The sequence below is a fragment of the Novosphingobium sp. ERN07 genome, from assembly GCF_012641335.1.
Classification (GTDB): Bacteria; Pseudomonadota; Alphaproteobacteria; order Sphingomonadales; family Sphingomonadaceae; genus Novosphingobium.
The window spans coordinates 1-26,486 of record NZ_JABAID010000007.1 but is presented as its reverse complement, the minus strand read 5'-3'; the positions used below and the strand labels follow the sequence as shown (position 1 = coordinate 26,486).

26 protein-coding genes and 1 tRNA gene are annotated in these 26,486 nt (G+C 62.9%); 15 read left to right on the top strand and 12 right to left on the bottom strand.

From position 1 onward, the window contains the following. Nucleotides 1-25: 25 nt before the first annotated feature. On the bottom strand, nucleotides 26-1,489 hold the full coding sequence (gltX, locus tag HGI47_RS11225) for a glutamate--tRNA ligase (protein ID WP_168852867.1): 1,464 nt from the start codon (nucleotides 1,487-1,489) through the stop codon (nucleotides 26-28). A 29-nt stretch (nucleotides 1,490-1,518) separates the two neighbouring features. Here gltX and HGI47_RS11220 point away from each other — a divergent pair, with 29 nt between their 5' ends. Then, entirely contained in the window at nucleotides 1,519-3,732 is a 2,214-nt protein-coding gene (locus tag HGI47_RS11220) for a ComEC/Rec2 family competence protein (protein WP_168852866.1), read from the top strand. 15 nt (nucleotides 3,733-3,747) lie between these two features. On the opposite strand, the gene HGI47_RS11215 is transcribed toward HGI47_RS11220, so the two are convergent. The 5 genes from HGI47_RS11215 to HGI47_RS11195 form a co-directional block, all read right to left on the bottom strand. Then, nucleotides 3,748-4,416 (bottom strand): energy transducer TonB, encoded by a 669-nt coding sequence (locus HGI47_RS11215; protein ID WP_168852865.1) that lies wholly within the window; start codon nucleotides 4,414-4,416, stop codon nucleotides 3,748-3,750. A 251-nt stretch (nucleotides 4,417-4,667) separates the two neighbouring features. Further along, complete coding sequence (gene lexA, locus HGI47_RS11210; RefSeq protein WP_168852864.1) at nucleotides 4,668-5,369, bottom strand: transcriptional repressor LexA; 702 nt, start codon at nucleotides 5,367-5,369, stop codon at nucleotides 4,668-4,670. A gap of 58 nt (nucleotides 5,370-5,427) precedes the next feature. Continuing rightward, nucleotides 5,428-6,633, bottom strand: coding sequence for a molybdopterin molybdotransferase MoeA (locus HGI47_RS11205; RefSeq protein ID WP_168852863.1), 1,206 nt, complete (start codon nucleotides 6,631-6,633; stop codon nucleotides 5,428-5,430). Further along, the gene (gene moaC / locus HGI47_RS11200) at nucleotides 6,630-7,106 is read right to left on the bottom strand and encodes a cyclic pyranopterin monophosphate synthase MoaC (RefSeq protein ID WP_168852862.1); all 477 of its coding nucleotides are present in this window, start codon (nucleotides 7,104-7,106) and stop codon (nucleotides 6,630-6,632) included. The genes HGI47_RS11205 and moaC overlap by 4 nt, the downstream gene beginning before the upstream one ends. A 170-nt stretch (nucleotides 7,107-7,276) precedes the next feature. Next, nucleotides 7,277-7,981 carry an arylesterase gene (locus HGI47_RS11195; RefSeq protein ID WP_168852861.1) on the bottom strand — a complete coding sequence of 235 codons (705 nt, stop codon included), beginning with the start codon at nucleotides 7,979-7,981 and terminating at the stop codon, nucleotides 7,277-7,279. Between the two features lie 68 nt (nucleotides 7,982-8,049). Here HGI47_RS11195 and HGI47_RS11190 point away from each other — a divergent pair, with 68 nt between their 5' ends. The 3 genes from HGI47_RS11190 (at nucleotide 8,050) to HGI47_RS11180 (ending at nucleotide 12,106) form a co-directional block, all read left to right on the top strand. Then, on the top strand, nucleotides 8,050-8,754 hold the full coding sequence (locus HGI47_RS11190; protein WP_168852860.1) for an ATP-binding cassette domain-containing protein: 705 nt from the start codon (nucleotides 8,050-8,052) through the stop codon (nucleotides 8,752-8,754). Then, the gene (locus HGI47_RS11185; protein ID WP_168852859.1) at nucleotides 8,751-11,288 is read left to right on the top strand and encodes an ABC transporter permease; all 2,538 of its coding nucleotides are present in this window, start codon (nucleotides 8,751-8,753) and stop codon (nucleotides 11,286-11,288) included. The genes HGI47_RS11190 and HGI47_RS11185 overlap by 4 nt, the downstream gene beginning before the upstream one ends. A gap of 71 nt (nucleotides 11,289-11,359) precedes the next feature. Next, entirely contained in the window at nucleotides 11,360-12,106 is a 747-nt protein-coding gene (locus tag HGI47_RS11180) for an NYN domain-containing protein (protein WP_240950151.1), read from the top strand. Between the two features lie 17 nt (nucleotides 12,107-12,123). Here HGI47_RS11180 and trpC read toward each other — a convergent pair whose 3' ends face one another. The 5 genes from trpC to HGI47_RS11155 all read right to left on the bottom strand — a co-directional run bounded on the left by trpC (nucleotide 12,124) and on the right by HGI47_RS11155 (nucleotide 18,081). After that, entirely contained in the window at nucleotides 12,124-12,912 is a 789-nt protein-coding gene (gene trpC / locus HGI47_RS11175) for an indole-3-glycerol phosphate synthase TrpC (RefSeq protein WP_168852857.1), read from the bottom strand. A gap of 102 nt (nucleotides 12,913-13,014) precedes the next feature. After that, nucleotides 13,015-14,004 carry an anthranilate phosphoribosyltransferase gene (gene trpD, locus HGI47_RS11170; RefSeq protein WP_168852856.1) on the bottom strand — a complete coding sequence of 330 codons (990 nt, stop codon included), beginning with the start codon at nucleotides 14,002-14,004 and terminating at the stop codon, nucleotides 13,015-13,017. Further along, nucleotides 14,001-14,588 (bottom strand): aminodeoxychorismate/anthranilate synthase component II, encoded by a 588-nt coding sequence (locus HGI47_RS11165; RefSeq protein WP_168852855.1) that lies wholly within the window; start codon nucleotides 14,586-14,588, stop codon nucleotides 14,001-14,003. The genes trpD and HGI47_RS11165 overlap by 4 nt, the downstream gene beginning before the upstream one ends. Continuing rightward, entirely contained in the window at nucleotides 14,585-16,123 is a 1,539-nt protein-coding gene (locus tag HGI47_RS11160) for an anthranilate synthase component I family protein (protein WP_168852854.1), read from the bottom strand. Before HGI47_RS11160 ends, HGI47_RS11165 begins: the two co-directional genes overlap by 4 nt. A gap of 17 nt (nucleotides 16,124-16,140) precedes the next feature. Beyond that, entirely contained in the window at nucleotides 16,141-18,081 is a 1,941-nt protein-coding gene (locus tag HGI47_RS11155) for a peptidylprolyl isomerase (protein WP_168852853.1), read from the bottom strand. A 282-nt stretch (nucleotides 18,082-18,363) separates the two neighbouring features. On the opposite strand from HGI47_RS11155, the gene tpiA reads away from it, so the two are divergent. The 4 genes from tpiA (at nucleotide 18,364) to HGI47_RS11135 (ending at nucleotide 22,179) form a co-directional block, all read left to right on the top strand. Beyond that, on the top strand, nucleotides 18,364-19,134 hold the full coding sequence (tpiA, locus tag HGI47_RS11150) for a triose-phosphate isomerase (protein WP_168852852.1): 771 nt from the start codon (nucleotides 18,364-18,366) through the stop codon (nucleotides 19,132-19,134). Between the two features lie 97 nt (nucleotides 19,135-19,231). Continuing rightward, a complete protein-coding gene (gene secG, locus HGI47_RS11145; RefSeq protein WP_168853016.1) occupies nucleotides 19,232-19,618 on the top strand; it encodes a preprotein translocase subunit SecG in 387 nt (128 codons plus the stop codon). 168 nt (nucleotides 19,619-19,786) lie between these two features. Beyond that, a complete protein-coding gene (locus HGI47_RS11140) occupies nucleotides 19,787-21,415 on the top strand; it encodes a CTP synthase (protein ID WP_168852851.1) in 1,629 nt (542 codons plus the stop codon). Nucleotides 21,416-21,489: 74 nt separating this feature from the next. After that, the gene (locus tag HGI47_RS11135; protein WP_168852850.1) at nucleotides 21,490-22,179 is read left to right on the top strand and encodes a Crp/Fnr family transcriptional regulator; all 690 of its coding nucleotides are present in this window, start codon (nucleotides 21,490-21,492) and stop codon (nucleotides 22,177-22,179) included. A 47-nt stretch (nucleotides 22,180-22,226) separates the two neighbouring features. On the opposite strand, the gene HGI47_RS11130 is transcribed toward HGI47_RS11135, so the two are convergent. Then, nucleotides 22,227-22,688, bottom strand: coding sequence for an Hsp20 family protein (locus HGI47_RS11130; RefSeq protein WP_168852849.1), 462 nt, complete (start codon nucleotides 22,686-22,688; stop codon nucleotides 22,227-22,229). Nucleotides 22,689-22,845: 157 nt separating this feature from the next. Here HGI47_RS11130 and grxC point away from each other — a divergent pair, with 157 nt between their 5' ends. From grxC to HGI47_RS11095, 7 genes are all read left to right on the top strand, one after another. Beyond that, nucleotides 22,846-23,112 (top strand): glutaredoxin 3, encoded by a 267-nt coding sequence (grxC, locus tag HGI47_RS11125; RefSeq protein WP_168852848.1) that lies wholly within the window; start codon nucleotides 22,846-22,848, stop codon nucleotides 23,110-23,112. Nucleotides 23,113-23,156: 44 nt separating this feature from the next. Then, nucleotides 23,157-23,954, top strand: a complete 798-nt coding sequence (locus HGI47_RS11120) for a carbon-nitrogen hydrolase family protein (protein WP_206066151.1) — start codon at nucleotides 23,157-23,159, stop codon at nucleotides 23,952-23,954. Continuing rightward, nucleotides 23,951-24,427 carry a DUF1178 family protein gene (locus HGI47_RS11115; protein WP_168852846.1) on the top strand — a complete coding sequence of 159 codons (477 nt, stop codon included), beginning with the start codon at nucleotides 23,951-23,953 and terminating at the stop codon, nucleotides 24,425-24,427. The genes HGI47_RS11120 and HGI47_RS11115 overlap by 4 nt, the downstream gene beginning before the upstream one ends. Before the next feature lie 45 nt (nucleotides 24,428-24,472). Continuing rightward, a tRNA-Arg gene (locus tag HGI47_RS11110) sits at nucleotides 24,473-24,549 on the top strand. A 255-nt stretch (nucleotides 24,550-24,804) separates the two neighbouring features. Then, complete coding sequence (locus HGI47_RS11105) at nucleotides 24,805-25,626, top strand: hypothetical protein (protein ID WP_168852845.1); 822 nt, start codon at nucleotides 24,805-24,807, stop codon at nucleotides 25,624-25,626. After that, nucleotides 25,623-26,108, top strand: a complete 486-nt coding sequence (locus tag HGI47_RS11100; protein ID WP_168852844.1) for a hypothetical protein — start codon at nucleotides 25,623-25,625, stop codon at nucleotides 26,106-26,108. Before HGI47_RS11105 ends, HGI47_RS11100 begins: the two co-directional genes overlap by 4 nt. A 113-nt stretch (nucleotides 26,109-26,221) precedes the next feature. Then, nucleotides 26,222-26,392, top strand: a complete 171-nt coding sequence (locus HGI47_RS11095; RefSeq protein WP_168852843.1) for a hypothetical protein — start codon at nucleotides 26,222-26,224, stop codon at nucleotides 26,390-26,392. The last annotated feature ends 94 nt before the right edge of the window (nucleotides 26,393-26,486 follow it).

Here is a 26,486-nt window from a genome sequence, read left to right as displayed (position 1 = left end):
TTTGCTTTGCAATTGCTTACCCGGCTCAAACCGCTTGTGCGCGAATGCGCGCAAGCGACTCGTCTTTGCCGAGCAGCGCCAATACGTCGAAAATTCCCGGCGAGGTAGTCTGTCCCGTCAGGCTTGCGCGCAACGGTTGAGCAATTTTGCCCAAGCCTATCCCAAGCTCCTCGGCCATTTGTTTCACCGTGGCCTCCAGATTTTCGGTTGTCCAGCCGTTTTCGCCCTCAAGCCGGAATGCGACCTTGGTCAGGATCGCGCGCGCATCGTCGGTCAGAAGAGCGGCGGCTTTCTCGGCCATCGGCAGCGGGCGCTGCGCGAAAAGGAACACCGCGCCAGCCGCCAATTCATTGAGATCTGCGGCGCGCACCTTGAGCACGGGCATTGCACGCGCTAGCAGGTCCATGCCCGAAGTGGCATCGAAGCCCGGCTCCAGCACGGCCAGTTTCGGTGCCACCAGCGATGCCAGTCTGGCATCGTCGGCTTCACGCAGGTAGTGCCCGTTGAGGTTCAGCAGCTTCTTCAGATCGAACCGCGACGCGCCCTTGTTCACGTCACCGATGTCGAACCATTCCACCGCCTGATCGCGGCTGATGATTTCTTCATCGCCGTGGCCCCAGCCCAGTCGCAGCAGATAGTTGAACACCGCTTCGGGCAGCAGCCCCAGCTCATCGCGATAGGCATCAACGCCCAGCGCGCCGTGGCGTTTGGAAAGCTTCGCGCCGTCCGCGCCGTGGATCAGCGGAATATGGCCATAGACCGGATCGGGCCAACCGCCTTCGATGGCGTCCATCGCACGGATGACAACGAGTTGCCGGAAAGCGTTGTTGATGTGGTCATCGCCCCGGATCACGTGGGTAACGCCCATGTCATGATCGTCCACCACCACGGCGAGCATATAGGTCGGCGTGCCGTCGGAACGCAGGATCACGAAATCGTCGAGTTCGCTGTTCTGGACCGTTATCGATCCCTGAACCTTGTCGCCGATCGTCGTTTCGCCTTCACGCGGGGCCTTGGCGCGCACGACATAGGGCTGCTCTTCCGGCCACTGGTCCGGCGTGGCATTGCGCCACTCGCTATCGATGCGGAACGGACGCTTTTCGGCCTGTGCCTGTTCGCGCCGTGCGGCCAGTTCTTCCTGCGTCAGATAACAGCGATAGGCATGACCGGCTTCAAGCATCCGGTGCGCCACTTCGGCATGACGGTCAGACCGGGCGAACTGGAACACCGGTTCCTCGTCCCCGCCAAGACCAAGCCAGTTTAACCCATCGAAAATGGCATCGATGGCTGCATCGGTCGACCGTGCCCGGTCGGTATCCTCGATGCGAAGCAGATAGGTGCCGCCATGATGACGAGCATATAGCCAGTTGAACAGCGCGGTGCGCGCGCCGCCGATGTGCAGAAAGCCGGTGGGCGAGGGCGCAAAACGCGTAACCACCCGGCCTTCGGGGCGCGATACTGCAGAAACGGTGTCAGTGGCGCTTGCCATTGGCCGCGCTTTCCTTTGCTTTGAATGTCATGGCGTCCCCGGCAGCAGATGGACCTGCGGCAGATTTTCCCGCCGCCGATCCGGGCACCGCCCCGGCCGGACGAGCGCGGCATTGGGCCATACGGGCGCGATTGTCCAGCGTGCTTGATGGCCACTTGCTTGCAGGCGGGGAGCGGTTCCTTGATGCCCATCCGTTCGAACGCGGATTGTGGCTGGTGGTGGCCTTTGCCGCCGGGATCGTGGCGTGGGTGGCCCTGCCAACGCAGACGGATTGGATCGCGCTGCTGCTGGCGGCGCTGGCCACCGCGCTGATGGCGCTCGCCTGGCTGAACGAAGCGCGCATTCCGCACGTGCGGCTTGCGCTGTTCGGCCTGTCGATCATGTTCGCAGCAGGCACCGCAACTGTGTGGATCAAGTCGACGCTTGTCGGCCAACCCGGCATTGCAGGCCCTTCGGTCGTCATGCTCGATGGCAGGGTTCTCGAACGGCGCGAAGAACCAGCCAAAGGGCGTGCGCGCCTGCTCCTGCTTGCGCGTCTGCCTGAATTTGCCGATCCGGTGCGCGTTCGCGTTAACCTGCGGCAGATCAAGGATGCGCCCGCAATCGTCGAAGGTGCGCAGATTCGGCTGCGCGCCCGGCTGATGCCACCTGCCGCGCCCATGCTGCCGGGGGCCTATGACTTTGCTCGCACTGCATGGTTCGATGGTCTTGCCGCCACCGGCACCGCGTTGGGCAATGTCACTGTCGTGCGCCCTTCCGCGCAAGGCGCAACGCTGCGCGGGCTTCAGCGGGGGCTTGAAGATCACGTGCGCGCCCAGCTTGGCGGATCGCCCGGCACGATCGCCGCCGCGCTGGCCAGCGGCGATCGCGGCGCTATTGCCGAGGCCGACGAAGACGCGATGCGCGATGCGGGCTTGACGCATCTGCTGTCGATCAGCGGCCTTCACGTCAGCGCGCTGGTGGGGGCGGTTTACGTCCTTGTCGCGCGGCTGCTGGCGGCAATCCCGTGGATCGCCTTGCGCGTCCGCGTGCCCATTGCGGCTGCGCTGATGGGGGCGCTCGCAGGCATTGCCTATACTCTGCTGACCGGTGCTGAAGTGCCGACGATCCGTTCGTGCATCGGCGCGCTGCTGGTGCTTGTCGCACTGGCGCTCGGGCGCGATCCGCTGTCGCTGCGCATGGTCGCGGTGGGGGCGCTTGTGGTCATGCTGTTCTGGCCCGAAGCTGTGCTCGGCCCCAGCTTCCAGATGAGCTTTGCCGCCGTGATCGCGATCATCGCGTTCCATTCGGCCGCCCCGGTGCGTGGCTTCTTGACCGCAGAACACCACGGACCGCTGGTAAAGCTGGCGCGCAATCTCATCCTGCTGCTGGCAACGGGCCTGGTCATCGAACTGGCCCTGATGCCCATCGGCCTGTTTCACTTCCACCGTGCGGGCATTTATGGTTCGCTGGCCAATGTCATCGCCATTCCGTTGACCACGTTCGTCACGATGCCGCTGATCGGTTTGGCCTTGCTGCTCGATAGCCTTGGCTTTGGTGCGCCCGCATGGTGGCTTGCGGGCAAGAGCCTCGAACTGCTCCTTGCGCTCGCGCATTTCGTTGCTGCAAGGCCCGGCGCGGTCACCATGCTACCTGCCGTCGCGCCTTGGACTTTCATGCTGTTCATTGCCGGAATGCTCTGGCTGGCGCTGTGGACTGGCAAGGTCCGTCTCTGGGGCGCGCTGCCTGCCAGCTTTTCGGTGGCAGCGATGATCCTCACCTCCACGCCCGATGTGCTGATTACCGGCGATGGCCACCATGTGGGCATTACGGGCGAGGGTGACGATCTGATCGTCCTGCGCATGGGACGGGGGGATTACATGCGCGACAATCTGCTCGAACTCGCCGGGATGGAAGGCGATTTGCGCCCGATGGCCGAATGGTCAGGCGCACGCTGTAGCGAAGATTTCTGCGTGGTCAGGCTTTATCGTCATGGCAAACGCTTCAAACTGCTGATCTCTCGCAGCCGCGCTTATGTTGATGACATGGCGCTGGCCGCTGCCTGTGAACGCGCCGATATCGTGGTGGCCGACCGCCGCCTGCCGTTTTCCTGCCGCCCAAAGATGCTCAAGGCCGACCGTGTTTTCCTTTCGAAAACGAGCGGACTTTCAATCAACCTTGCGACGGGAAAGATACGGACCGTTGCGGAAACGCAAGGGCGGCACGGGTGGTATCGATGGCCGGAATCAGGCCAGTTGGACTGATACCGGCCACAAGGTTCAGGGCAAGACCCAGCGGACCGAGCTGCTGTAGCTGCCGGTTGTCGGCATACCGTCGCTGCCAAGAGCCGGGATGAAGCGGGCGCGTGCGCTCACTTTGTTGCAGGTTGCCGCGTCGAGATCGGGCGAACCGCTTGATCTGGTCACTTCGCACCCCTGGACACGCCCGTCGGCACCGATGGTCAGCCGGAATGCCGTCAACCCTTCGCGCTCTTCACGAATGGCAGCGGTCGGATAATCGCGATCCGAAACCCATGACCCCGGCGATCCTTTTGGGGCAGCGGCCCGCACTGCATAGCTGGGGGAGGGCGATGGCTGCACTTCGGGCGGCAAGATCGTGCCACCGCCGATTGGCTCGATGGGAGTGATATCGATGGGCTTGATCGAAACACCGGGATCGACTGGCACCAGCGTGATGTCAGCCTTGGGCGCTACGCGCGGGCTGATATCGGGGGCTGGAACCGGCTTGGCGTCGGGCGGAGGTGCGATGGGGGTGATCTTAACCTCGTCGTCTTTCCACTGCTGGGCAAGGAAAGGATCCTTGATGATCTTGACCACCCCGCTGGCAAAGCCGGATGCAATCGCCCATATCGCGACACCGTGGAGGAGCGCTACCGCAACAAACGTCTGGGTCTGGGTGCGCCTTGTATTTTCAACAACATAAGCCATTGGCAATACCTCTTCCATTGCCGACGCCCCATCTGATGGCAGGCCGTCCCGGAAGGGGCGCCCCTTGTGGGGCATTCGGTAACAATGGAAACTACACCCAGCGCGCTGTCGGCGCCAGAAGAATCTCAACCAAATAGATTGATATTTGCCATAACGAATGCAGAGACATGAAAAAGGCCGCCCGTCGTAGCATTGACGGACGGCCTTCGATTTCGGATCGCGCACCCCACTGTTGGCGGGGGCGGGATCGTTCAATGATATCGGCGCAACAACCCCGCCAGTTTGCCCTGAACCGCGACTTCATCGGGCCGGTAGAACTGGGGATCGTACGAGGCGTTGGCCGGATCGAGGCGGATCATGCCCTTTTCGCGGTGGAGATATTTGAGCGTGGCTTCTTCGCCGCGCACCAGTGCCACCACGATTTCGCCATCGCGGGCAACGTCGGTCTTGCGGACGAGGGCATAGTCGCCATCGAAGATGCCCGCTTCGACCATCGAATCCCCGGAAACCTCAAGCGCGTAATGTTCGCCCGCGCCCAGCAGCGCTGCGGGAACGGGCAGGGTGGCCGTGGTTTCCAGCGCTTCGATCGGCACGCCCGCCGCGATCTTGCCGTGCAGCGGCAGTTCGATCACGTCGTTCGCCGGGGCAGGTGCAGCCTTGGGCAGGCTGCGCAGCGGAGCAAGCGCTGCATTCGCGTTTGCCGCTTCGCGGACAGCCGCAGCAGGTTTGCTGACGGCACTGTCAGGCTGGCGCAGCACTTCGAGCGCGCGGGCGCGGTTGGGCAGGCGACGGATGAAGCCACGTTCCTCAAGCGCAGAGATCAGGCGGTGAACGCCGGACTTCGATTTGAGATCGAGCGCTTCCTTCATTTCCTCAAACGAGGGGGAAATGCCGGTTTCTTCCAGTCGGACCTGGATGAAGGTCAGCAGTTCGTGCTGCTTGCGCGTCAACATTGGCGGTTCCTCCGCGAGTGAACGAATGCGGAACGGATAAGCAACCAATCACGACTCGTCAAGCAAAACCGCCATTTTCGAGCAGGTAGATCGGAACATCCGTTCCCGCCGCTTTCGCGTCCGCGCCCGCTTCGCGCACGACCAGCGCATTGGCGCGCGCCAGCGGTGAAAGCGCACCCGAATCCTGTAGGGGGTCGAGCGTCACCTGCACGCCATCCCAAACGCCGCGAAGGAACTCCATACGGCTGCCACCTTTGGCCATCGGCCCCGCCAACTTCGCCGCAATGGCACGCGGTAGCTGCGTTTCTGCGCCAAGGCTGGCGCGCAACAGCGGCAGCAGGAACAGGAATGCGGTGACAAACGCAGACGCGGGATTGCCCGGCAGCCCCAGAATGATCTGTTCCCCACGCCGCGCAACCAGCAGAGGCTTGCCCGGTTTGATCCCGACACGCCAGAAATCGATCGCTGCACCCACCGCTTCAAGAGCGGGACGGACCAGATCGTGATCGCCAACCGAAGCACCGCCGCTGGTCACCACTATGTCTGCATCGCCGGCGCTTTCCAGCGCGGTTGCCAGCGCATCAAGCTGATCTGGGATGGGGCCAAGGTGGCGAATGTCGACGGGCAAGGTCGCGGCCATCGCGCAGAGCATCGGGCCGTTGCTGGCGGGAAGCTGATGCTGGTCGGGCAGATGTCCGGGCGGCACCAGTTCGTCGCCGCTGTCGATCACGGTGATCTTCAAGCCCCGCCGCACCGGCAAATGGCTGTGCCCGCCGGCGATGGCCAGCGCGATCTGTGCCGGGCCGATGCGCGTGCCCGCGGCAATCAGGTCAGCCGCCGCGTTGAAATCCATGCCTGCCGGGCGGATGTGCCGCTCTGGCGGGGCGGGTGGCTCGCCAGTCAGTCGCACTGCATCGCCTTCGCGCGTGGCATCTTCCTGCAACAACACCATGTCGGCACCGGGTGGCACGATAGCGCCCGTGCTGATCCGCACTCCTTCGCCTGCACCAACGCTTCCGTCGAAAGGATGCCCGGCCGCGCTTTCCCCGATCACGCGCCACGGGCCGGGCAGATCGGCGCTGCGCAGTGCATAGCCATCCATTGCCGATAGCGGCGCGGCAGGCTGGGTGCGGCGCGCGCGCAGCGGTTCGGCAAGGTAGTAACCGAGGCATTCGCCCACCGCGCGATGTTCCACCGGCAGCGTCGGGGCGAGTGCCAGCAGGCGCGCTTGCGCTTCGGCAAGGGGAAGAGGCGGCGTCCTCATGCGCCTTCCGCGCGCCACAGGCCGGATTTGCCGCCGTGCTTCTCGATCAGTCGCACGCCTTCGATTACCATGCCCTTGTCCACCGCCTTGGCCATGTCATAGACCGTCAGCAGCGCCACCGAGACGGCGGTCAGCGCCTCCATCTCTACCCCGGTCCGCCCGGTGAGCGAGGCGGTGGCGGTGCATTCCACGCCATTGTCGGTAAAGGCAAAGTCGATATTCACCGCATCGAGCGCGAGCGGATGGCACAGCGGGATCAGATCGCCGGTCTTCTTTGCCGCCATGATCCCGGCGATCCGCGCGGGGCCAAGCAAATCGCCTTTAGGGCCATTGCCATCGCGCACGGCCTGCAAGGTGGCGGCGCTCATACGGATCGCGCCGCGTGCAATGGCCACGCGCTGCGTTTCCGCCTTGCCGCCGACGTCGACCATGCGGGCCGTGCCTACCGAATCGATATGGCTCAATCCGTTCATTCAGCGCAGCCTTTCCTTGAACAAGTTTACACAGTTTACACGGTCCGGAGAGGAAACGTTCAGGCCCCGGTGAGCGGGCGCAATGGCCCGGTCGGCAAGGCTTTTCAAGGTGGAAGGGCTGCGGGTGAACATCGCGCGATCCTGACAGTGCCGAGTGCTGTAGGACAGTTCTATTTCCCAGCCTCAACCGCCTTGTTCAGCGCGTCGGTTACCTGAACCTGTGTGGCGGAAACGATTCTGTTCACACCTTCGGCATTGGGATGGATATTGTCGCCCAGCATAAGGGCGCGGTTGCCGATCACCGGTTCCAGAAAGAACGGGACAAGGCCTGCCTTGTGCTTCTTCGCCATGTCCGGCCAGATCGGGTTGAACCGCGCGGCATAGTCTGCGCCGAGGTTCGGCGCAGCGAGCATTCCCGTCAGCACAACCGGAATGCCGCGATTGTCGAACTCGGTCAGGATCGCGTCGAGGTTGGCGCGGGTTTCCTCAGGCGGCAATCCGCGCAACATGTCGTTACCGCCAAGGCCGACCAGCGCCAGCGCGGGCTTCACCGGCTGATTGTCGAGCGTGAAGGCCAGTCTTTGCAGGGCGGCGGCGGTCGTATCGCCTGAAACGCCGGCGTTGATGACACGCGCCGCAGTCCCGCCTGCATTCAGCGCGGCTTCCAATCGGGGCGGATAACCTTCGCCGGGTTTCAGGTTGTACCCCGCGTAAAGACTGTCGCCGAAGGCCAGAATGACGGGTGCGCCAGCGGGAACAGGCGCTGTGGAAGCCTGCGCAGTGGGGCTGGCTTCCGGTTCTGGCGGCTTCTCCGACGAACAGGCAGAGAGCAGGGTAAGGCCAACAAAGGCGGCGATCAGGGGGGCGCGGCGCATTGAAACTCCTCTGGCGCGCACCCAAGTGCCGGTTGCACGCTGCAACCAATCTATGCCACGTGAGGCCTGTGACAAGTTCTTCTCTGCCGGTTATCGCCGCTTCCGCCCTTACCCTGTCGCTCGGTTCCGGGGAGGCGCGGGTGGAGATTCTGCGCGGCATCGACCTTGCCGTCATGCCGGGTGAGGCCTTGGCCCTGCTCGGCGCTTCGGGATCGGGCAAATCGTCGTTGCTGGCGATCCTTTCAGGCCTTGAGCGCGCGAGCGGCGGAACACTGACGGTTGCGGGCGCGGATTTCACGGCGCTGGACGAAGATGGGCTTGCCGCTGCGCGGCGCGGGCGCATCGGCATCGTGCTGCAGGCGTTCCACCTGCTGCCAACGATGACCGCGCTGGAAAATGTGGCAACGCCGTTGGAACTGGCGGGCATGGCCGATGCGATGGCACGGGCAGAGGCGGAACTGGTGGCCGTGGGCCTTGGCCATCGCCTGTACCACTATCCGGCGCAGCTTTCGGGCGGTGAGCAGCAGCGCGTGGCAATTGCCCGCGCACTCGCACCCAAGCCTGCCATCCTTTTTGCTGACGAGCCGACCGGAAACCTCGATCATGCCACTGGCGAGGCCGTTGCCGATCTGCTCTTTGCCCGCGCTGGTGATGCCGGGGCGACGTTCATCATGGTGACGCATGACGAGGCGCTGGCGGCGCGTTGTGGACGCATCGTGCGGCTGGCCGATGGGCAGATCGTGGCAGACAGCGCGGGCAGCGTGTCGGCATGAACCTGTCGTGGAGCGCCGCATGGCGGCTGGCCCGGCGCGGATTGGACTGGCGGTTCAAGGGGTTGCGTCTGTTGCTGGTGTGCCTTGTGCTGGGCACGGCGGCGCTTTCGGCCATCGGCACGCTGACCGGAGCCATAGAGCGCGAATTGGCCACGCGCGGGCGCGAGATGCTCGGTGCGGATCTGGAATTCACGCTGGCTGCGCGCGCGCCCGCGCCGGAAGAACGCGCGGCGATTGCGGCTTTGGGCGAGCTTTCCGAAGGTGCACGGTTGCAGGCTATGGCGCGCGTGCCGGGTGCGGATACGCGGACAACGCCTGTAGAACTGAAGGCGGTGGACGCAAAATGGCCGCTTTACGGGCGGTTTACGCTGGCAGGCGGCAGGCAGGCAGGCGCGCCACAGGGCATGACCGCGTGGATCGCGTCGGGCGTGGCTGACCGTCTTGACGTCAAAGCCGGAGATTCCTTGCGCATTGGCGAGGCTGTTCTGACCGTTGGCGGGGTGATCGGATCGGAGCCGGATCGGCTGGTCGAGGGTTTCTCGCTCGGCCCTACGGTGATCGTGAGCAAGGCGGCGCTTGATGCTTCGAAGCTGGTGCAGCCGGGATCGATGGTGCGCAGCAAGCTGCGGCTGAAACTGCCTGCATCCGCCGATGCGGTGGCGCTGGGTAATAGCATCAAGGAACGCTTCCCGCTCGCCGGATACGAAGTGCGCACGCGCGAAAAGGCCTCACCGGGGCTGGACCGCTTCGTTTCGCGCATGGGGCAGTTTCTGGTGCTGGTGGCGCTGGCGGCGCTGGCAATTGCCGGGATCGGCATCGGCAACGGCGTGAATTCCTACCTTGAGGCGCGGCGGGGAAGCATTGCCACGCTCAAGATTCTTGGCGCGTCGAGTGGCGACATCGCACGGATATATCTGCTGCAACTGGCGGCGGCATCGGCGCTGGCGATTGGCGTAGGGCTGGTAATCGGCGTGGGCGTCACGCCCTTGCTGGGCCGGGCATTGCAAGGGTTGCTGCCAATCGAGCCGGGCTTGGTGCTGGACTTTGCCGCATTGGCCATCGCCGCAACATACGGCGCGCTGATCGCGCTGACCTTTGCCGCGCCGCCCTTGGTGCGGGCGCGGAGCTTTCCGGCGATGGCGCTGATGCGCGCGCGGGTCAGCCCGCTGGCGGGCGGCTGGCGCGGGGCGGTGCTGCCGGTGGCGTTGGGCCTTGGCGGAATCGCTGCGCTGGCAGTGCTGACCGCACCGCAAAAGCTGCTTGCGGCGGGTTTTTTGGGCGGCGCGGCGGCGCTGTTCTTGCTGCTTTCCGCGCTCGGCTGGGGCGTGCAGCGGCTGGCGGCGCGGATGCCCAAGCCCAAAGGCACGATTGCGCGGATGGCGCTGGCGAACCTGCACAGGCCGGGCGCGCAAACTTCAGCGCTGGTGGTGGCGCTGGGCTTCGGCCTATCGGCCTTCGTGCTGCTGGCAGGCGTGCAGACCAGCCTTGATGGCAATATCGCGCAGCGGGTGCCGAACAAGGCGCCGGATTACTTCGTGCTCGATCTGCCTTTGAAAAAAGTGCGCGATTTCAACGCTATCGTAAAGGCCGCTGCACCCGGTGCAGACCTGCGCGAGGTGCCCGCGTTGCGCGGCAGCATCGTCGCCTATGGTCCCGAAAGCGCGATGACGCGGGTGGCTGATCTCAAGGAAATCCCTGAAAACGCTTGGCCTTTGCGCGGAGATCGCGGGCTGACTTATGCCGACGAAGTGCCGCAGGGCAATATGCTGACGGCGGGCGCATGGTGGCCCAAGGATTACGCCGGGGAGCCGCTGGTTTCGGTGGACGATGAACTCAGCAAGGTTTTGAATCTGAAGCTGGGCGACCGAATTTCCGTTTCGATTCTGGGGGTTGAACGCTCGGCCAGGATCGCATCGTTCCGGCGGATCGATTGGGAGAACATGGGCTTCAACTACGTGCTGGTGTTCAGCCCCAATGCGATTGCCGATGCGCCGCACAATCTGGCGGCGACTATCAGTTTGCCGCAAAAGGAAAAAACGCCGGAAGTGCGCCGCGCGATCCTTGGCGGGCTGGTCAAAGCGCTGCCATCAAGCTCGGTGGTCGAAATCGGGCCGGTGCTAGGGCAGGCGCGCGAAATCCTGTCGCAGATGGGCACGGCGATCCTTGCCGCGGCGAGCGTCGCGGTGCTCTCGGGCATGGCGGTGCTGGCAGGCGCCATCGCTGCCGCGCGCGAGCGCAAGACCTATGACAACGTGATTCTCAGGGTGCTTGGCGCGAGCCGCAGGCAGCTTCTGGTGCTGCTTATGGCCGAGTATGTGCTTCTAGGTGCATTTCTGTGCATTTTAGCGCTGGCACTGGGCAGCGGCGTGGCGTGGGCTGTGGTGGTATGGCTGTTCGAGTTCGACTGGCTGCCCGATTGGTCCCGGATTCTGGGCGTTCTGGGTGCAGGCGTGGGGCTGGTGATCGTGCTGGCTGTCGGCGGATCGTTGGGCCTGCTGCGCACCCGACCGGCGCAGGTCTTGCGGGAACTGTAGGCGACAAGACCTGCGCCGGATCGGCGAGGCTCTTGAGGATTTGTTAGCCTCAATCCCGCATTGTCGTGGCAATGATTCAAGACGCCGAGAAACGCCGCATTGCGCTGCTGGTCGATGCTGAGAACATCCAGCCTTCGCTGATGCGCGAAGTTCTGCCGCACGTGTTTAAGCTGGGGCGGCCGATCATCCAGCTTTCCTATGGAGATTTCACCAACCCTGCGGCGAAGCCGTGGGTAGAGTTCCTGCGCCAGAATGTTATCGAAGCGCGGCAGGTGACTCCTTCGCAAGCGGGCAAGAATGCTGCCGATATCGCGCTGGTGGTCGATGCGATGCGATTTTTGCTGACGGGCAAATGTGACGCGCTGTGCATCGTTTCGAGCGATCGTGACTTTATTGCGCTGACATCGTTCTGCCGCGCCGAAGGATTTGACGCCTATGGGTTCGGCACCGAGAAGACAGACCAGAAGTATCGGCAGACCTGTGCCAAATTTTTCGAGGTGAAAGCGGAGGCTGAACAGGTTGTCACGGCTGCGGTGCCACAGCCTCCACAGGCAAAGGCCATCGTATCTGTGCCAACTAATGCCACAGGACCGAATTGGCCAGCAATTCTTCAGGAAATCGGTCGCCTTGCGGGCAAGGAAGGGTGGGTTTCCCTCCAGACGCTCGGCTGCACGCTGGGTAAACGTGGCATCGGTGCCAGCGAGCACGGCGGTTCGAATTGGGGGCAGGTCTTCAGCCGATGCGACGGCTTTGAAGTAGCCAAGGATAACACCGGTCGGCGCAGCATCCGCATCTTCGGGGCGGCAAAGGCTGCCTGAGGCGGCGCCGATCCGTTTCAGCCCTGCAACAGTTCCCGCGTCGCCGCCTCAACATCCGCCTGCCGCATCAGGCTTTCGCCCACCAGGAAGGTGCGCGCGCCGCATTTTTCGAGGCGGAGCAGGTCGGCGTGGGTGTTTATGCCGCTTTCGGCCACGAGCAGCGTGCCTTCAGGGGCGAGGGGGGCGAGGCGTTCGGTTGTGCCGAGATCGGTGACGAAGCGCTTCAGATCGCGGTTGTTGACGCCGATCAGGCGGGATTGGAGGCGCGCGGCGCGCTCCATTTCCGCTTCGTTGTGGACTTCGACGAGCGCGTCCATGCCCTGTTCGCGGGCGGCGGCTTCGATTTCGGCCATCTGGCTGTCCGATAGCGCGGCGGCAATGATCAGGATGGCGTCGGCCCCGATGGCGCGCGCTTCAAGGCACTGCCAGGGATCGACCATGAAATCCTTGCGGATCACCGGCAGCGTGCAGGCGGCGCGGGCTTCGATCAGGTAATCCTCGTGCCCCTGAAAATAGGGGGCGTCCGTGAGGATCGAGAGGCAGGCGGCTCCACCGGCCTGATAGGCGCGGGCGTGGGCGGCGGGGTGAAAATCGGGGCGGATCAGGCCCTTGGAAGGGCTGGCCTTCTTGATTTCGGCAATCAGGGCATAGCCGGTGGCGGCTTTGGCCCGGAGAGCGGCCTCGAAGCCGCGCGGCGCGCTCTGCTCGCTGGCGCGGGCGGCGAGTTCGCTGACGGGAACCGCGGCCTTGCGAGCGGCGACTTCGGTGCGCTTGGTATCGCAGATTTCGGTGAGCTTGTCGGTCATCGGGCGTGCCTTAGCGTTGAAACCGGTCCTTCGACAAGCTCAGGACGAGCGGTGTTTTAAGCCAGTTTTCTGCGACCCGCTCGTCCTGAGCTTGTCGAAAGATCAACGTAGCGCTGCGATCCAGCAGTTCAGCAGCGCGTTGGCGAGGCCCTTGTCGAGGGCCTCGGCAGCTTCTTCGACGCCTTCGTGCCAGTCCTTCACCTCTCCCGCCACGATCAGCGCGGCGGCGGCGTTGAACAGGACGGCGTTGCGATAGGGGCCTTCCTCGCCCTGAAGCAGGGCGCGCAGGGCGGCGGCGTTGTAGGCAGCGTCACCGCCGCGCAGCGCTTCGACAGGGGCCGTCGGAAGGCCTGCGTCTTGCGGGGTGACGCGGCGCATCAACACTTCGCCATCGCGTACTTCGGCCAATTCGTTGCCACCGGCGAGGCTGAGTTCGTCCAGCCCTTCGTCGCCCGAAATGACCATGCTGTGGTCCGTGCCGAGGCGGCGGATCGCTTCGGCATAGATTGGGACGTAAGCGGGGCGCGCGATGCCGACGAGCTGGCGGCGGACGTTCGCAGGGTTGGCCAGCGGCCCCATCAGGTTGAAGATGGTGCGGCGGCCCAATGCCTTGCGGATGGGCATGATGCGGCCCATCGACGGATGGTGGCGGGCGGCGAAGAGGAAGCAGATACCCAGATCGTTCAGCGTTTCCTGAGCGGTTTCCACTGCGCGATCAAGGTTGAGGCCGAGCGCTTCGAGTGTGTCGGCAGCGCCAGCCTTGGAACTGGCAGCGCGGTTGCCGTGCTTGGCCACAGGCACGCCACAGGCCGCGACGACGAGGCTGACGGCGGTGGAGACGTTGAGCGTGTGGTGCCCGTCGCCGCCGGTGCCGCAAACGTCGATGGCATTGGCGGGCGCACTGACCGGGATCATGCGTGCGCGCATCGCGCGGGCGGCGCCGGCGATTTCCGATGCCGTCTCGCCCCGGTCGGACAGTGCGATGAGGAACTGCACGATGGCATCGTCCGGCACGGTTCCGTCAAGGATCGCGGCGAAGGCCTGTTCGGCTTCTACTTCCTCTAGCGCGTGGGTTAAGTCAGGCAGGCTCATGCAGGCAGCGGGTTGGTCTTGATGCCGCAAATCTTGAGGAAGTTCGCGACCATCGCGTGGCCGTGTTCGGTGGCGATGCTTTCCGGGTGGAACTGCACGCCGTGGATCGGCAACGACGTGTGGCGGAAGCCCATGACGTGCGTGTCATCGGACTGCGCGTTGACCGCGAGACAAGTCGGAATGTCGGTCACGATCAGCGAGTGATAGCGGGTGGCGATGAAGGGGCTGGGCAGGCCTTCGAACACGCCGGTGCCATCGTGCGTGACGGGGCTGGTCTTGCCGTGCATCAAACCGCCGCGCACGACTCTGCCGCCGAAATACTGGCCGATGGACTGGTGGCCGAGGCACACACCCAGCAGCGGCAGCTTGGCATCCGCCGCCGCGCCGACGAGATCGAGGCTGATGCCTGCCTCGTTGGGCGTGCAGGGACCGGGCGAGAGCAGAAACCCTTGCGCACCGGTCTTGATCGCCTGTTCCGCCGTGAGCGCATCGTTGCGCACGACTTCAACCTCCGCACCCATTTCCATCAGGTAATGGACGAGGTTCCAGGTGAAGCTGTCGTAGTTGTCGATGACGAGGATCATTGGCCAAACTTCGGTTCTGTGGCGACACGGACGGCTTCGCGGGCGGCGGCGAACAGAGCGCCGCTTTTCAATTCGCATTCGCGCTGTTCGTATTCGGGGTTGCTGTCTGCCACGATGCCTGCGCCCGCCTGCGCGTGGAGGACGCCGTCCTTGATTACGCCGGTGCGCAGGACGATGCAGCTATCGACCGAGCCATCGGGGGCGAAATAGCCGACGCCGCCAGCATAGGCACCGCGGGTTTCGGGTTCGAGTTCCGCGATGATTTCACACGCGCGGACCTTGGGGGCGCCGCTGACGGTGCCTGCCGGGAAACCGGCGAAGAGGGCGTCCACGCTGTCAGCACGGGTTGTGTCGAGTTGGCCGACCACGTTCGAGACGATGTGCATGACGTGGCTGTAGCGTTCGACGGTGTAGCTTTCGGTGACTTTGACCGTGCCTGCCTTGGCCACGCGGCCCACATCGTTGCGGCCAAGGTCGAGCAGCATCAGGTGTTCGGCGCGTTCCTTGGGATCGTCGAGCAAGCTCAGTTCGTTGGCGCGGTCTTCCTCCGGCGTCTTGCCGCGCGGGCGGGTGCCAGCGATGGGGCGGATGGTGACTTCGCCGTCACGAATGCGGACGAGGATTTCCGGGCTGGAGCCGGTGAGCGCGAAGCCCGGCATGTCGAGGAAATAGAGGAAGGGCGAGGGGTTGATGCGGCGCAAGGACCGGTAGAGCGCGATGGGCGGCAGCGGGAACGGTGCGGTGAAGCGCTGGGCGAGGACGACCTGAAAGATGTCTCCGGCCTCGATATAGTCCTTCGCGCGGGTGACCATGCTGGCATAGTTCGACGCGGGCATGACCGGTTGCGGGGTGACGTCCACGCTTTGCGCAAGGCGCGTTTCGGCGGGAACCGGATCAGCCAGTTTGCGCAAGGCGTTGTCGATGCGTTCGGCAGCGGCTTCGAGCAGATGTTCGGGTGCGCCGCCTTCGGCCCATACGGGCGCGATGGCGAAGAGTTCGTCAGACAGGCGATCAAACACCAGCACCACGGTGGGGCGGGTGAACAACATGTCGGGCAGGACAAGATCGCTTTGCGCGGGCCGGGGGAGGTTTTCGACCAAGCCGATGGTTTCGTAGCCGAAATAGCCGACCAGACAGGCAAGTGCCGGGGGCAGAGCGGCGGGCACGTCGATCCGGCAGGCGGAGACGAGGGCGCGCAGTTCGGCAAGGGCATCGCCGGGTAGCGGGGCAAAGGCGGCCTTGTCATGCCGCCAGATGCGATTGATTTCGGCGCTGGCACCGGTGGCGCGGAAGACGAGATCGGGATCAATGCCGAGCAGGCTGTAGCGCCCACGCACTTCGCCGCCCTGCACGGATTCGAGCAGGAAATCGCCGCGCCCGCTTTCCATCAGCTTGAGCGCTGCGCCCACCGGCGTTTCAGTGTCCACGATCAGCTTGCGCCAGACCAGCGCTGGCTTTCCGGCGGAAAGCTGGGCGAGCGCGGGGCCGTGGTTTTCAGGCAGCGCGGTTGTCGGTTCGGCGGTGAGCGTGTTCATGATCTTACTGCATGGTCTTACTGGGCGTTTGCGCCGGTCAACTGGTCGCGCACGGCCTTGATACCCGCAGCGTTGCGTTCGACGCCGATGTCCTTGCGGATGGCGGTGCGCAACTGCTGGGCGTATTCATCGCCGCTGTCAGCCGCAAACGAGCGGGCGGCCTGGGCAAAAACCTGATCGCCGCGCTTTACGTTGCCGATCACGATGTCTTTCAGCGAGACGAGATACCAGCCTTGGCCGTTCGGGCCTTCGAGGCGCTTGTTGCTGCCCTTGGCCATCGCGAAGAGGAGGGCCAGCGGTGCGGGAACCTGACCCTGCATCTGGTTGAGCGCAGCGCGGGGCAGATCGACCGCCTGTGGCGCGGGCAGGGCAACGCCTGCTGCTTTCAGCGCTTCGGCCATCGGCGTGCCCTTGTTGAGCGCGGCGAGAATCTTGTCGGCAGCGGCCTTGGCCTTGGCGGAGCCTTGCTCGACCGCCCAATCGCGGCCGACGGTGGCTTTGATCTGATCGAGCGGAGCGGGCGTAGCGGCGGTAAGCTGGCCGACATCGAAGATCGCGAACTTTTCACCGGCTTTGAGTTCGGCAAGCTGTGCTTCGCCTTCACGCTCCATCGCAAACGCGGCCTGCACCAGCGGGGCGAGGTCGGCGGCGACCTTTTCACCCTGCTTACCATAGACGCTGCCATCGGCGGTCAGCGCCGGGGTGGTGGCAACAGTGAGATTCAGCGTCTTGGCGATATCGGCAAGGCCGGTGCCGCCGTCGATTTCCTGCTCGGCCTGCGCAGCCAGATCGGACAGCGCGGCGCGGCGCTTTTCCAGCGTGAGTGCGGTGACGATTTCAGGGCGGGCCTGATCAAGCGTTTTGCCCGCGTTGCGCTTGATCGCATCGACCTTCACCACGTGCCAGCCGATGGCCGACTTTGCCGGTGTGGCGACACTGCCTTGCGCGGCGGCGAAGGCTGCGTCGGCCACGGCCTTTGCCGTCTGGTTGGCCAGTGTATCGCGCGTCTGGTTTTCAAGCTTGCTGGGGACGAGGCCCTTGGCGCGGGCTGCGGCATCCAGCGCGCCGTTGCTGCGGACTTCCGCGGCGAGCGCCTTGGCCGCAGCTTCGGTGGGCACGATGACTTGGGTTACAGTGCGCTGTTCCGACGCGGCATAGACCGCCGAGTTCTGCTTGTAGCGATTGGCGATTTCCGCCTCGGTGGGTGCAGGCACCGTCTTGAGGCTGGCTTCATCGACCACGAGATAGCGGATCGTGCGCCGTTCGGGCTGCATGTAGCGGCCCTTGTTGGCGTTGTAGAACGCGCTGAGCGTATTTGCATCGGGCGGCGAGGCCGGGGCGAAAGCAAGCGACGGGATCATGGCGATGGAGCCAACGCGCTTTTCCGTCAGCAGCGCGGCATAGCGCTGCACCGCTTCATCGGCCATCTGCGCGCCGAAAGCGGCAGGCAGCAGCAACTGGCGCGCGATCAGGCCCTGACCCAGATCCTGGCGCACTTCCTTGTCGGTCAACCCGCGCTGGGCGAGGAGTTGCTCATACGTGGTCTGGCTGAATTTGCCATCGACGCCCTGAAATGCCGGAACCTTGACGATTTCGCTATCGACCAGACGGTTGCTGGAAACCATCCCGTGGCGCTTGCCCCATTCCGCAATGGCGAGGCGATCGGTAAGGCCGGTGAGCACGGTTTCCATGCCGCCTGCATCGAGGAACTGCTGCATCGTCAGGCCGGGCTGGCGCTGGCGTTCCTGTTCGAAGGCGTTGGTCAGTGCCTTGCCGAGTTCGGCGGTGCCGACACGGCTCGCCCCGACCTTGGCCGCGCGGTCCCCTCCGGCGATGCCGCCAAAGCCGCTGCCTGTGACATCGGCGCTGGCAAAGGCCAGCGCGATCAAACCGAGGAAGACAAGCGCAACGGCAGCGCCGATGCGGGATTTGAGCATGGAGCGGAAGAAGCCGAGCATTGGCGGGTGTTCGTCTCTTTTACTAAGGCGCAGCTACTGCACGCAGCAAGGCACCAAATGGCAATTTGCGGGATGCCTTAGGAGCCAAACGCAAATCCCGCAATGGGGCGTGCGCAGCCTGCTGCGGCGTGCCGCGCGGCACAATAGCCTGTCACTATTGCGGATTTATGCGATCAGGCGTTTTGCAGAATCAGTCAGGGTTTGATAGCCGCCCGACGACTCAGGAAAATTCGATCCAAATCGAATGGACCTTACAGGGAAAATCAGGGGAACGGGCTGATCATGCCGCATCGTCCATATATCGTTGGCAACTGGAAGATGAACGGGAGCCGCGCCATGCTGGCTGAAGCCCGCGCGATTGACCGGGCGGCGGCGCGCTATCCCGACGTTCAGGTGGCGCTTGCCCCACCGTTCACGCTGATCGGTGCGCTGCGCGAGGCGGTGACGGCGATGGGTGTGGGCGGGCAGGATTGCCATGCGCAGACCAAGGGCGCGCATACGGGCGATGTTTCGGCCGCCATGCTGGTCGATACAGGTGCAGATGTGGTGATCGTCGGCCACAGCGAACGGCGCAAGGATCACGCGGAAAGCGATGCGGTGGTGAAGGCCAAGGCTGAAGCCGCGCTTGCGGCCGGGCTTGGCATCATCGTCTGCGTAGGTGAAACATTGGAAGAGCGCGACGCTGGCAAGGCGGAAGCGGTCGTGGCCGGGCAGGTGGATCATTCGCTTCCTGCTGCAGACGTGGCATCCGATGCGGTTGCAGCGGGCAAGGTTGCCGTGGCGTATGAGCCGGTCTGGGCAATCGGCACGGGGCGTGTGGCTGCCGTATGCGATGTGGTTGCGATGCACGCGGCGATCCGTGGGCGGTTGCTGGCGCTCTATGGCGAATCCGGGGCCAAAGTGCGCATCCTTTATGGCGGCTCGGTGAACGCTGGAAACGCTGCCGAACTGCTGGCGGCAGAGGGCGTTAGCGGTGCCTTGGTGGGTGGCGCGAGCCTGACTGCGGAAGCGTTTCTGCCAATCGTTGCGGCTGCCGGAACCGGGGAAGCCTGATCGACGGGGAATGCCGTGGCTTGCGCCGCAGCGTTCCCGCGCTTACATGGCCGGAAATTCCTGCGCGATTTCGCGCCAAGGGTAGAGATTCATGTCGCTGTTCATTTTCCTCACCGTTGTTCAGGCGATTGTCGCGGCGCTGCTCGTCGTGGTGATCCTGATGCAGAAGTCCGAAGGCGGCGGCCTTGGCGTCGGCGGAAGCCCTGCCGGGTTCATGTCTGCCCGCGGCGCGGCTGATTTCATGACGCGGATGACGACGATTCTGGCAACGGCTTTCGTGGTGCTCAGCGTGACGCTGGCGGCGTTGGCCGTTGGCACAACGTCGAGCCGCGAAATCGACACCTCGCTTGAGCGTGTCGCGCCCGTGCAGAACGCGCCTGCGGCCGATCCGCTTGCTCCGGCACAGGGTGGCCAGCCTGCTGCGGCACCTTCTGGTGCTGCGGCTCCGGCCAACGATCCGCTGGGTGGCGCTGCCGCTCAGTAAGGCGTTTTCCAACCGCAATCGCAGTCGGCCCGCTTCCGATAAGGTTGCGGGGCGGCTTTGCTTTTGCGTTGGGTCAATGCCGATTACACCATGCTTGTGGATTGCGGTGAAGATTACACCAGCAACCGCTTGCGCAATTGCAACCTCTGACGCTAAGGCCCGACTCCCATGGCGCGGTACATATTTATCACCGGCGGCGTGGTTTCCTCGCTCGGCAAAGGACTCATGGCAGCGAGCCTCGCGGCTCTGTTGCAGGCGCGCGGATTTCGCGTGCGCATTCGCAAATTCGACCCCTATCTGAACGTCGATCCGGGGACGATGAGCCCCTATCAGCACGGCGAAGTCTATGTGACCGACGACGGGGCCGAGACTGACCTCGACCTTGGGCACTATGAACGCTTCACTGGCGTTTCGGCGCGGCAAGCAGACAACATCACGTCGGGCCGTATCTATCGCGATATCATCGCCAAGGAGCGGCGCGGCGATTACCTTGGCGCGACCGTGCAGGTCATCCCGCACGTGACCGATGCGATCAAGGACTTCGCGCAGGCCGAAACCGAAGACCTGGACTTCGTGCTGTGCGAAATCGGCGGCACCGTGGGCGACATCGAAGGCCTGCCCTTCATCGAAGCGCTGCGCCAGTTGCACAACGAGATGCGCGACGAAACCTGCTTTGTCCACGTAACGCTGGTGCCCTATATCGCGGCGGCGGGTGAGCTGAAGACAAAGCCGACTCAGCATTCGGTGCGCGAACTGACCGGACTTGGCATTCAGCCCGACATTCTGCTGTGCCGCTGCGAAAAGCCGCTGCCCGAAAGCGAGCGCGCGAAAATCGCCCAGTTCTGCAACGTGCGCAAATCTGCAGTGATCCCGGCGCTCGACGCTTCAAGCATCTATGCCGTTCCGTTGCAGTATCACGCCGAGGGACTCGACAGTGAAGTGCTGCGCCATTTCGGCCTGAGTGCGCCTTCGCCCGATCTGAAACGCTGGGACGATATCGTTGACCGACACCAGAACCCCGAAGGTGAAGTTACCATCGGCGTGGTGGGCAAATATGTCGGCCTGCAGGATGCCTACAAATCGTTGAATGAAGCGCTGGTTCACGGCGGCATGGCGAATCGCGTTAGAGTGCGCATCCAGTGGCTGGACGCGGAACTGTTCGAAAAGGACGATGCTGAAATCGCCGCTGCGCTTGAACCGATGCATGGCATTCTGGTGCCCGGTGGGTTCGGTGAACGCGGGACCGAGGGCAAGATTGCCTCGGTGCGGTTTGCGCGCGAACGTGGGGTGCCGTTCTTCGGCATCTGCCTTGGGATGCAGATGGCCTGCATCGAAGGCGCGCGCAACACGGCGGGTATTGCCAATGCTTCGTCGACCGAGTTCGGACCGACCGACGAACCGGTAGTGGGCATCATCACCGAATGGATGACGTCCGAAGGCCTTGAGAAGCGTTCCGAAGGTGGCGATCTGGGCGGCACGATGCGGCTGGGTGCCTATCAGGCGCAGCTTGCGGGCAACAGCCACGTCGCCAACGTCTATGGCGCGACCGAGATCAGCGAGCGGCATCGCCATCGCTACGAAGTAAACGTCGCCTACAAGGAGCGGCTCGAAAAGGGCGGGCTGGTGTTCTCCGGCATGTCGCCCGATGGTCTGTTGCCGGAAATCGTCGAACGGCCCGACCATCCTTGGTTCATCGGCGTGCAGTTCCATCCTGAACTGAAAAGCCGCCCCTTTGAACCGCATCCGCTGTTCGCAGGCTTCATTGCTGCCGCAGTGAAACAGGCCCGTCTCGTCTGAACGTGTGCAAAATCACTGGTCAATAGCGACATTCCCTGATTATTTGCAGCCGCGAGTATTCAGGGGACGGTGTGATGGACGCGGCAAAGCTGGCTGAGGCACTGACGGCGCAAAGCCTTTTCGCGGATTGCGAGGAAGCCGAGCTTTCGGACGTTATCGCCCGTGGACAAACCCGCTCGTTCAAGCCCGGACAAGTCTTGATGAATCAAGGCGAGGAAGGCCGCACGCTGTTCATCGTGCTAAAAGGCCTTGCCCGTGTCAGCATGGTGGCGGCCAACGGGCGCGAAATTATCCTCGATTATGCCGAGCCGGGCCATGTTCTTGGGGAAATCGCCTTTCTCGATGGTGGGGAACGCACGGCAACGGTCGAGGCGATTGATCCGGTCGAGGCGCTGATCCTCACGCACGGTGCGTTTTCCGACATCATCGAAAAGCACAAGGGACTGGCCCTGCGTCTGCTCAAGGCAATGGCGCGCAGGCTGCGGCAGAACAATGCTGTGATTGAGGCGGATCGCGCTTATACCTCTGGCCCGCGCCTCGCCCGCTTCCTGCTGCGGCTGATGATGGGGGAGGGTGTTGGCAACGAAAACCAGCTCAAGATCGCGCTCAGTCAGGGGGAGCTGGGCAACTTTGCAGGCATGTCACGCGAACAGATCAACCGTCAGCTTTCTGCATGGGCGGAAAACGGCATGGTCGCGTTGAAGGGTGGCCGGGTGACGATCCTTGACCGCGATGCGCTGATCGACGTGGCTGAGGCTTGGTAAAAAAGGGCGGACCTTGCGATCCGCCCTTCGAATTGCATTGCACCAGATCAGGCGGCGACGGTGTTATCGCCTTCGATCACCTTCAGAGTGTTCTGCGCGCCGATCAGCACCTTCTTGGGCTTCATCGCTTCGGGCACTTCGCGCACCAGATCGATGGTCAGCAGGCCGTCGGCGAGATCGGCTGCTTCGACGCGGACGAAATCCGCCAGTTCAAAGCGGCGTTCGAACCCGCGGTTGGCGATGCCGACGTGCAGGTACTCGCGGTCGCTCGGCTCGGGCTTCTGCCCTTTAACCACGAGCAGGTTTTGCTGCGCGGTAATGTCGATATCCTCGGCCTTGAAACCGGCGACAGCCAGCGTGATGCGATAGGATTCATCGCCGCTGCGTTCGATGTTGAACGGGGGATAGTTGTCACCGGCATTGGCGCGGGCCTGGCGTTCGAGCAGGTCGAACAGGCGATCAAAACCCACGGTAGTGCGGCGATAGGGCGAAAAATCGAAACGGTTCATGGCAACAGTCCTCTAATGAGCAATCTGCACTTGCTTTTACGAGCCCGGAACCCGGCGCTCGTATCAGCGGTTTTACGGCCATGCCCGCCTTGCGGCGCATGACACGAAAATCCATGTGTGTTAGCGAAAACCGCTTTTCAAGTCCCCAGAGGTGATCATGTCGGACAAGCCCAAAGTTGAGATATATACGAAGTGGGGTTGCCCCTATTGCGCGCGTGCCAAGCAGCTGCTCGATAGCAAGGGTGTCGCTTATGATGAATTCGACGTGACTATGGGCGGTCCGAAAAAGGCTGAAATGCTGGAGCGTGCGCCGAACCACTTGACGGTGCCGTCGATCTTTATCGACGGAATGCACGTCGGTGGGTCAGATCAGCTTGCTGCGTTGAATGCGCAGGGCAAGCTGGATATGATGCTGGGCCTGTGACGCAGGACGCGCGGCGCGAACCGGTGAAGGTTGCGCTGTTTCAGATGACCAGCGGCATCGATCCGCAGGCAAATGCTGAAGCTATCGTCGGAGCGGCGCGCAAGGCGGCGGATGCGGGCGCGGCAATGCTGTTCACGCCCGAAATGTGCGGCTTGCTGGACAGAGATCGCGCAAGGGCCACGCCCAACATCGTGGCTGAAGGCGACAATCCTGTACTTGGCGCGGCGCGCAAGGTTGCGCGGGAATTTGGGCTGTGGATCGATCTCGGTTCGCTGGCGGTGCTGCGCGACGATGGCAAGTGGGCCAATCGCGGTTTCGTGATCGATGCCGATGGCGAGATCGCCGCGCGGTATGACAAGATCCACATGTTCGATGTCGATCTGGCGACGGGCGAAACGTGGCGGGAATCAGCGGCCTATACGCCGGGTGAGCAGGTGATGACGGTCGACTGCCCGGTTGGCAGGCTTGGCATGGCCATCTGTTACGATTTGCGCTTTCCGGCGCTGTTCGAAGAACTGGGACGGCAGCGCTGTGATGCGATCCGTATCCCGGCGGCATTCACCGTGCCCACTGGTAAGGCGCACTGGCATCTGATGCAGCGTGCGCGCGCTGTTGAGGCGAGTGCGTGGGTTATTTCTGCGGCGCAGGGTGGTTCCCACGCCGATGGCCGGGAAACCTACGGCCATTCGCTCGTCGTCGATCCATGGGGTGAAGTGGTTCATGATGGAGGTGAGGGCGCATCGCTCGGCTTTGCGCTTATCGATCCTGCCCGAACCGCTGAGGTGCGCGGGCAACTGCCCAGCCTTGCCAATAAGCGCGAAATCCCTAGATCGGCGGCATGATTGTCTTCGATCTGCAATGCGAGCCGCTGGGGCATCGTTTTGAGGGGTGGTTCGGCTCGTCTGCGGACTATGAAGACCAGCGCGCACGCGGATTGGTAACATGCCCGTCCTGCGGGGCGGGGCAGGTGATCAAGGCGGTGATGGCCCCCAACGTGGGCCGCAAGGGCAACCAGATGCCCGCACCTGTTCCGAAACCGGAAGCCGCGCCCGTTGCAATGGCCAATCCGCCGCTTCCGGCAGAGGCAGTGGCCATGCTGAAAGCCGTGGCCGCGATGCAGGCCGAAGCGATCAAATCATCCACATGGGTCGGCAAGAACTTTGCCGAAGACGCCCGCGCCATGCATTACGGCGAAAAGGATGCCGCTCCGATCCACGGCAAGGCCACTGCGCAAGAGGCGCGCGAATTGCTCGACGAGGGTGTTGCCGTCATGCCGCTGCTCGTGCCGGTCGTTCCGCCCGAAGAAGCAAACTGAATCAGCGTTGCCAGCGCGTGTGGCGCTGCTAAAGGAAACACGGGCGCGCCCGTAGCTCAGCAGGATAGAGCACCAGATTCCTAATCTGGGGGCCACAGGTTCGAATCCTGTCGGGCGCACCATGAATTTCTGTTATTTTCCAACGCTTTGTGCAACTTCCGCAAACTGGATTCAGCTAGTTCGGTGTTACATTGGAGGTGCGCCGAATCTCCCCGTTTTCCTTGGATTTACGCCGTGTTCCGGCAGGTCCATGCAACATGGATGCAACATGAGATTGACCCAGCCAGACCACGCTGTCGTTCAGCTTCAGCCAATGGCCGGAAAGATATTGAGCATCTTGCGCGGAGCGAATTTCCCATTAACAACCGCAAGAGCGCATGGGCTTAGATGATGAGGAGCAAAATGGCGGCAAAGTTTCGCATCCCGGCTTCCTTCACAGTATTGCCCGCCGCCCGATTTGCGCCATGAACGCGCCTTTTAATCCACTTGCTCGCGGCTTCTACACGGTCAGGGACGCGGCACGCCTCATCGAAGTGGGCAGCGCTCAGCGCATCCGTGGGTGGCTCAACGGGTATCCTCGCCGAAAGGTTGGGCCTCTTCTGGTGCGTGACTACGAGCCGATCGGTGACGCGCAGGAAATGAGTTTTCTAGATCTCATGGAGGTCCGATTTGTCGAGCACTTCAGAGATATCGGGGTTAAGCCACAAACGCTTCGGAGATGCATCGAGGTCGCCCGCGAAAAGTTTCAAGAAGACAAGCCTCTGTTAAAGCAAGGGGTGCTATTTATACCGACCGATGATCGGCGGAAGGTCGTCGTCGAAGAGGTCTTAAAACCTGTTGCGAAGGAGCACCGAGATAGAAAGCTCTGGAACCTCGTCGACAAAAATTACGAGTTCAACGAGTTCATTGAAGGCTCTCTAGCCCGTGGCCTGACATTTGATCCGGAAACGGAGATGGCGTCTGAATGGCGTCCACGCCAGATTGAATTTCCCGAGGTCGTCATTGATCCCATGGTGGCATACGGCCAACCGGTCGTGCCGCAAGGTATCCCAACCGGAGTTTTATTCGATGCGTGGCGCGCCGAAGGAGAGAACGCCGGGGCGGTCGCAGACTGGTTCAACGTCCCAGTTGATCAGGTTCGCATGGCTGTCGGCTTCGAAAAACTCCTGAAACATGAGGAGGGTGCGCTGGCAGCGTGACTCGAACTCGTGTCGCCTTGGATAGCTGTCTCTCAGAGCGTTTAGTCGAGGCCTTAAACAGCCTCTACGGGCACCAAGGATTCGAGTTTTTGCACGTTAGCAAGTTCGTCCCGGCGAAAACGCGGGATGAACATTGGGCCGATGTCTATGCCACCTTCAACGGCAAGATCGTCATCTCCGGCGACTGCAAGATTGCCTATCGTCCACACGAAGCGGTGGCATTTATCGATAACGGTTTTGTGTGCTTCTTCCCTGAAAAGGGATGGGGGCAGCTTCGCGGACACGAGCAAGCGGCAATCCTCATCCATCAGTGGCCCCGCATGGTCCAATGGGTTCGCGAGAACAACGCCCCCTGCTGCTGGCGCTTCGACTTCGCCGGGAAATCCGGCGGAATCAGGCTGTCGGATGAGCCATTCCAGCGCTTAGAGATACCGGAGGAAGTCCTTGAGACGACGCCTCGGCGTCTGGCAAAGCGAAGCTAGCCCCCGATGGGATCGATATCGGGGGCTAGGGCTACGCAACTGAGAGGGTGTCGAGTGAGTTGTGGCCGCAAGGATATGACCTGTGGGCCAATATGGGCGGAGTCCGCTGCATCGTGGAACGCCTGACATTAACTGCTTCCCGCAACTACCTGGCCAACCTTGTCTTGATAGTCGTGCAACGAAATGTCTTCCACGCCGTCTACACTGACTTTCGTAAGCAGAATTTCCCCGGCCACCGCACATTCAAAAGCATCGAATTTGTGCCGCCGCTGAGCATGAACTAGGCGGCGTGGACAAATTTGAGCCAGTATCTGGCTGTGGCGATATGGACCATGCCGAGGAAGCTATTGGCAAGCTGATCGTAGCGGGTAGCGATCG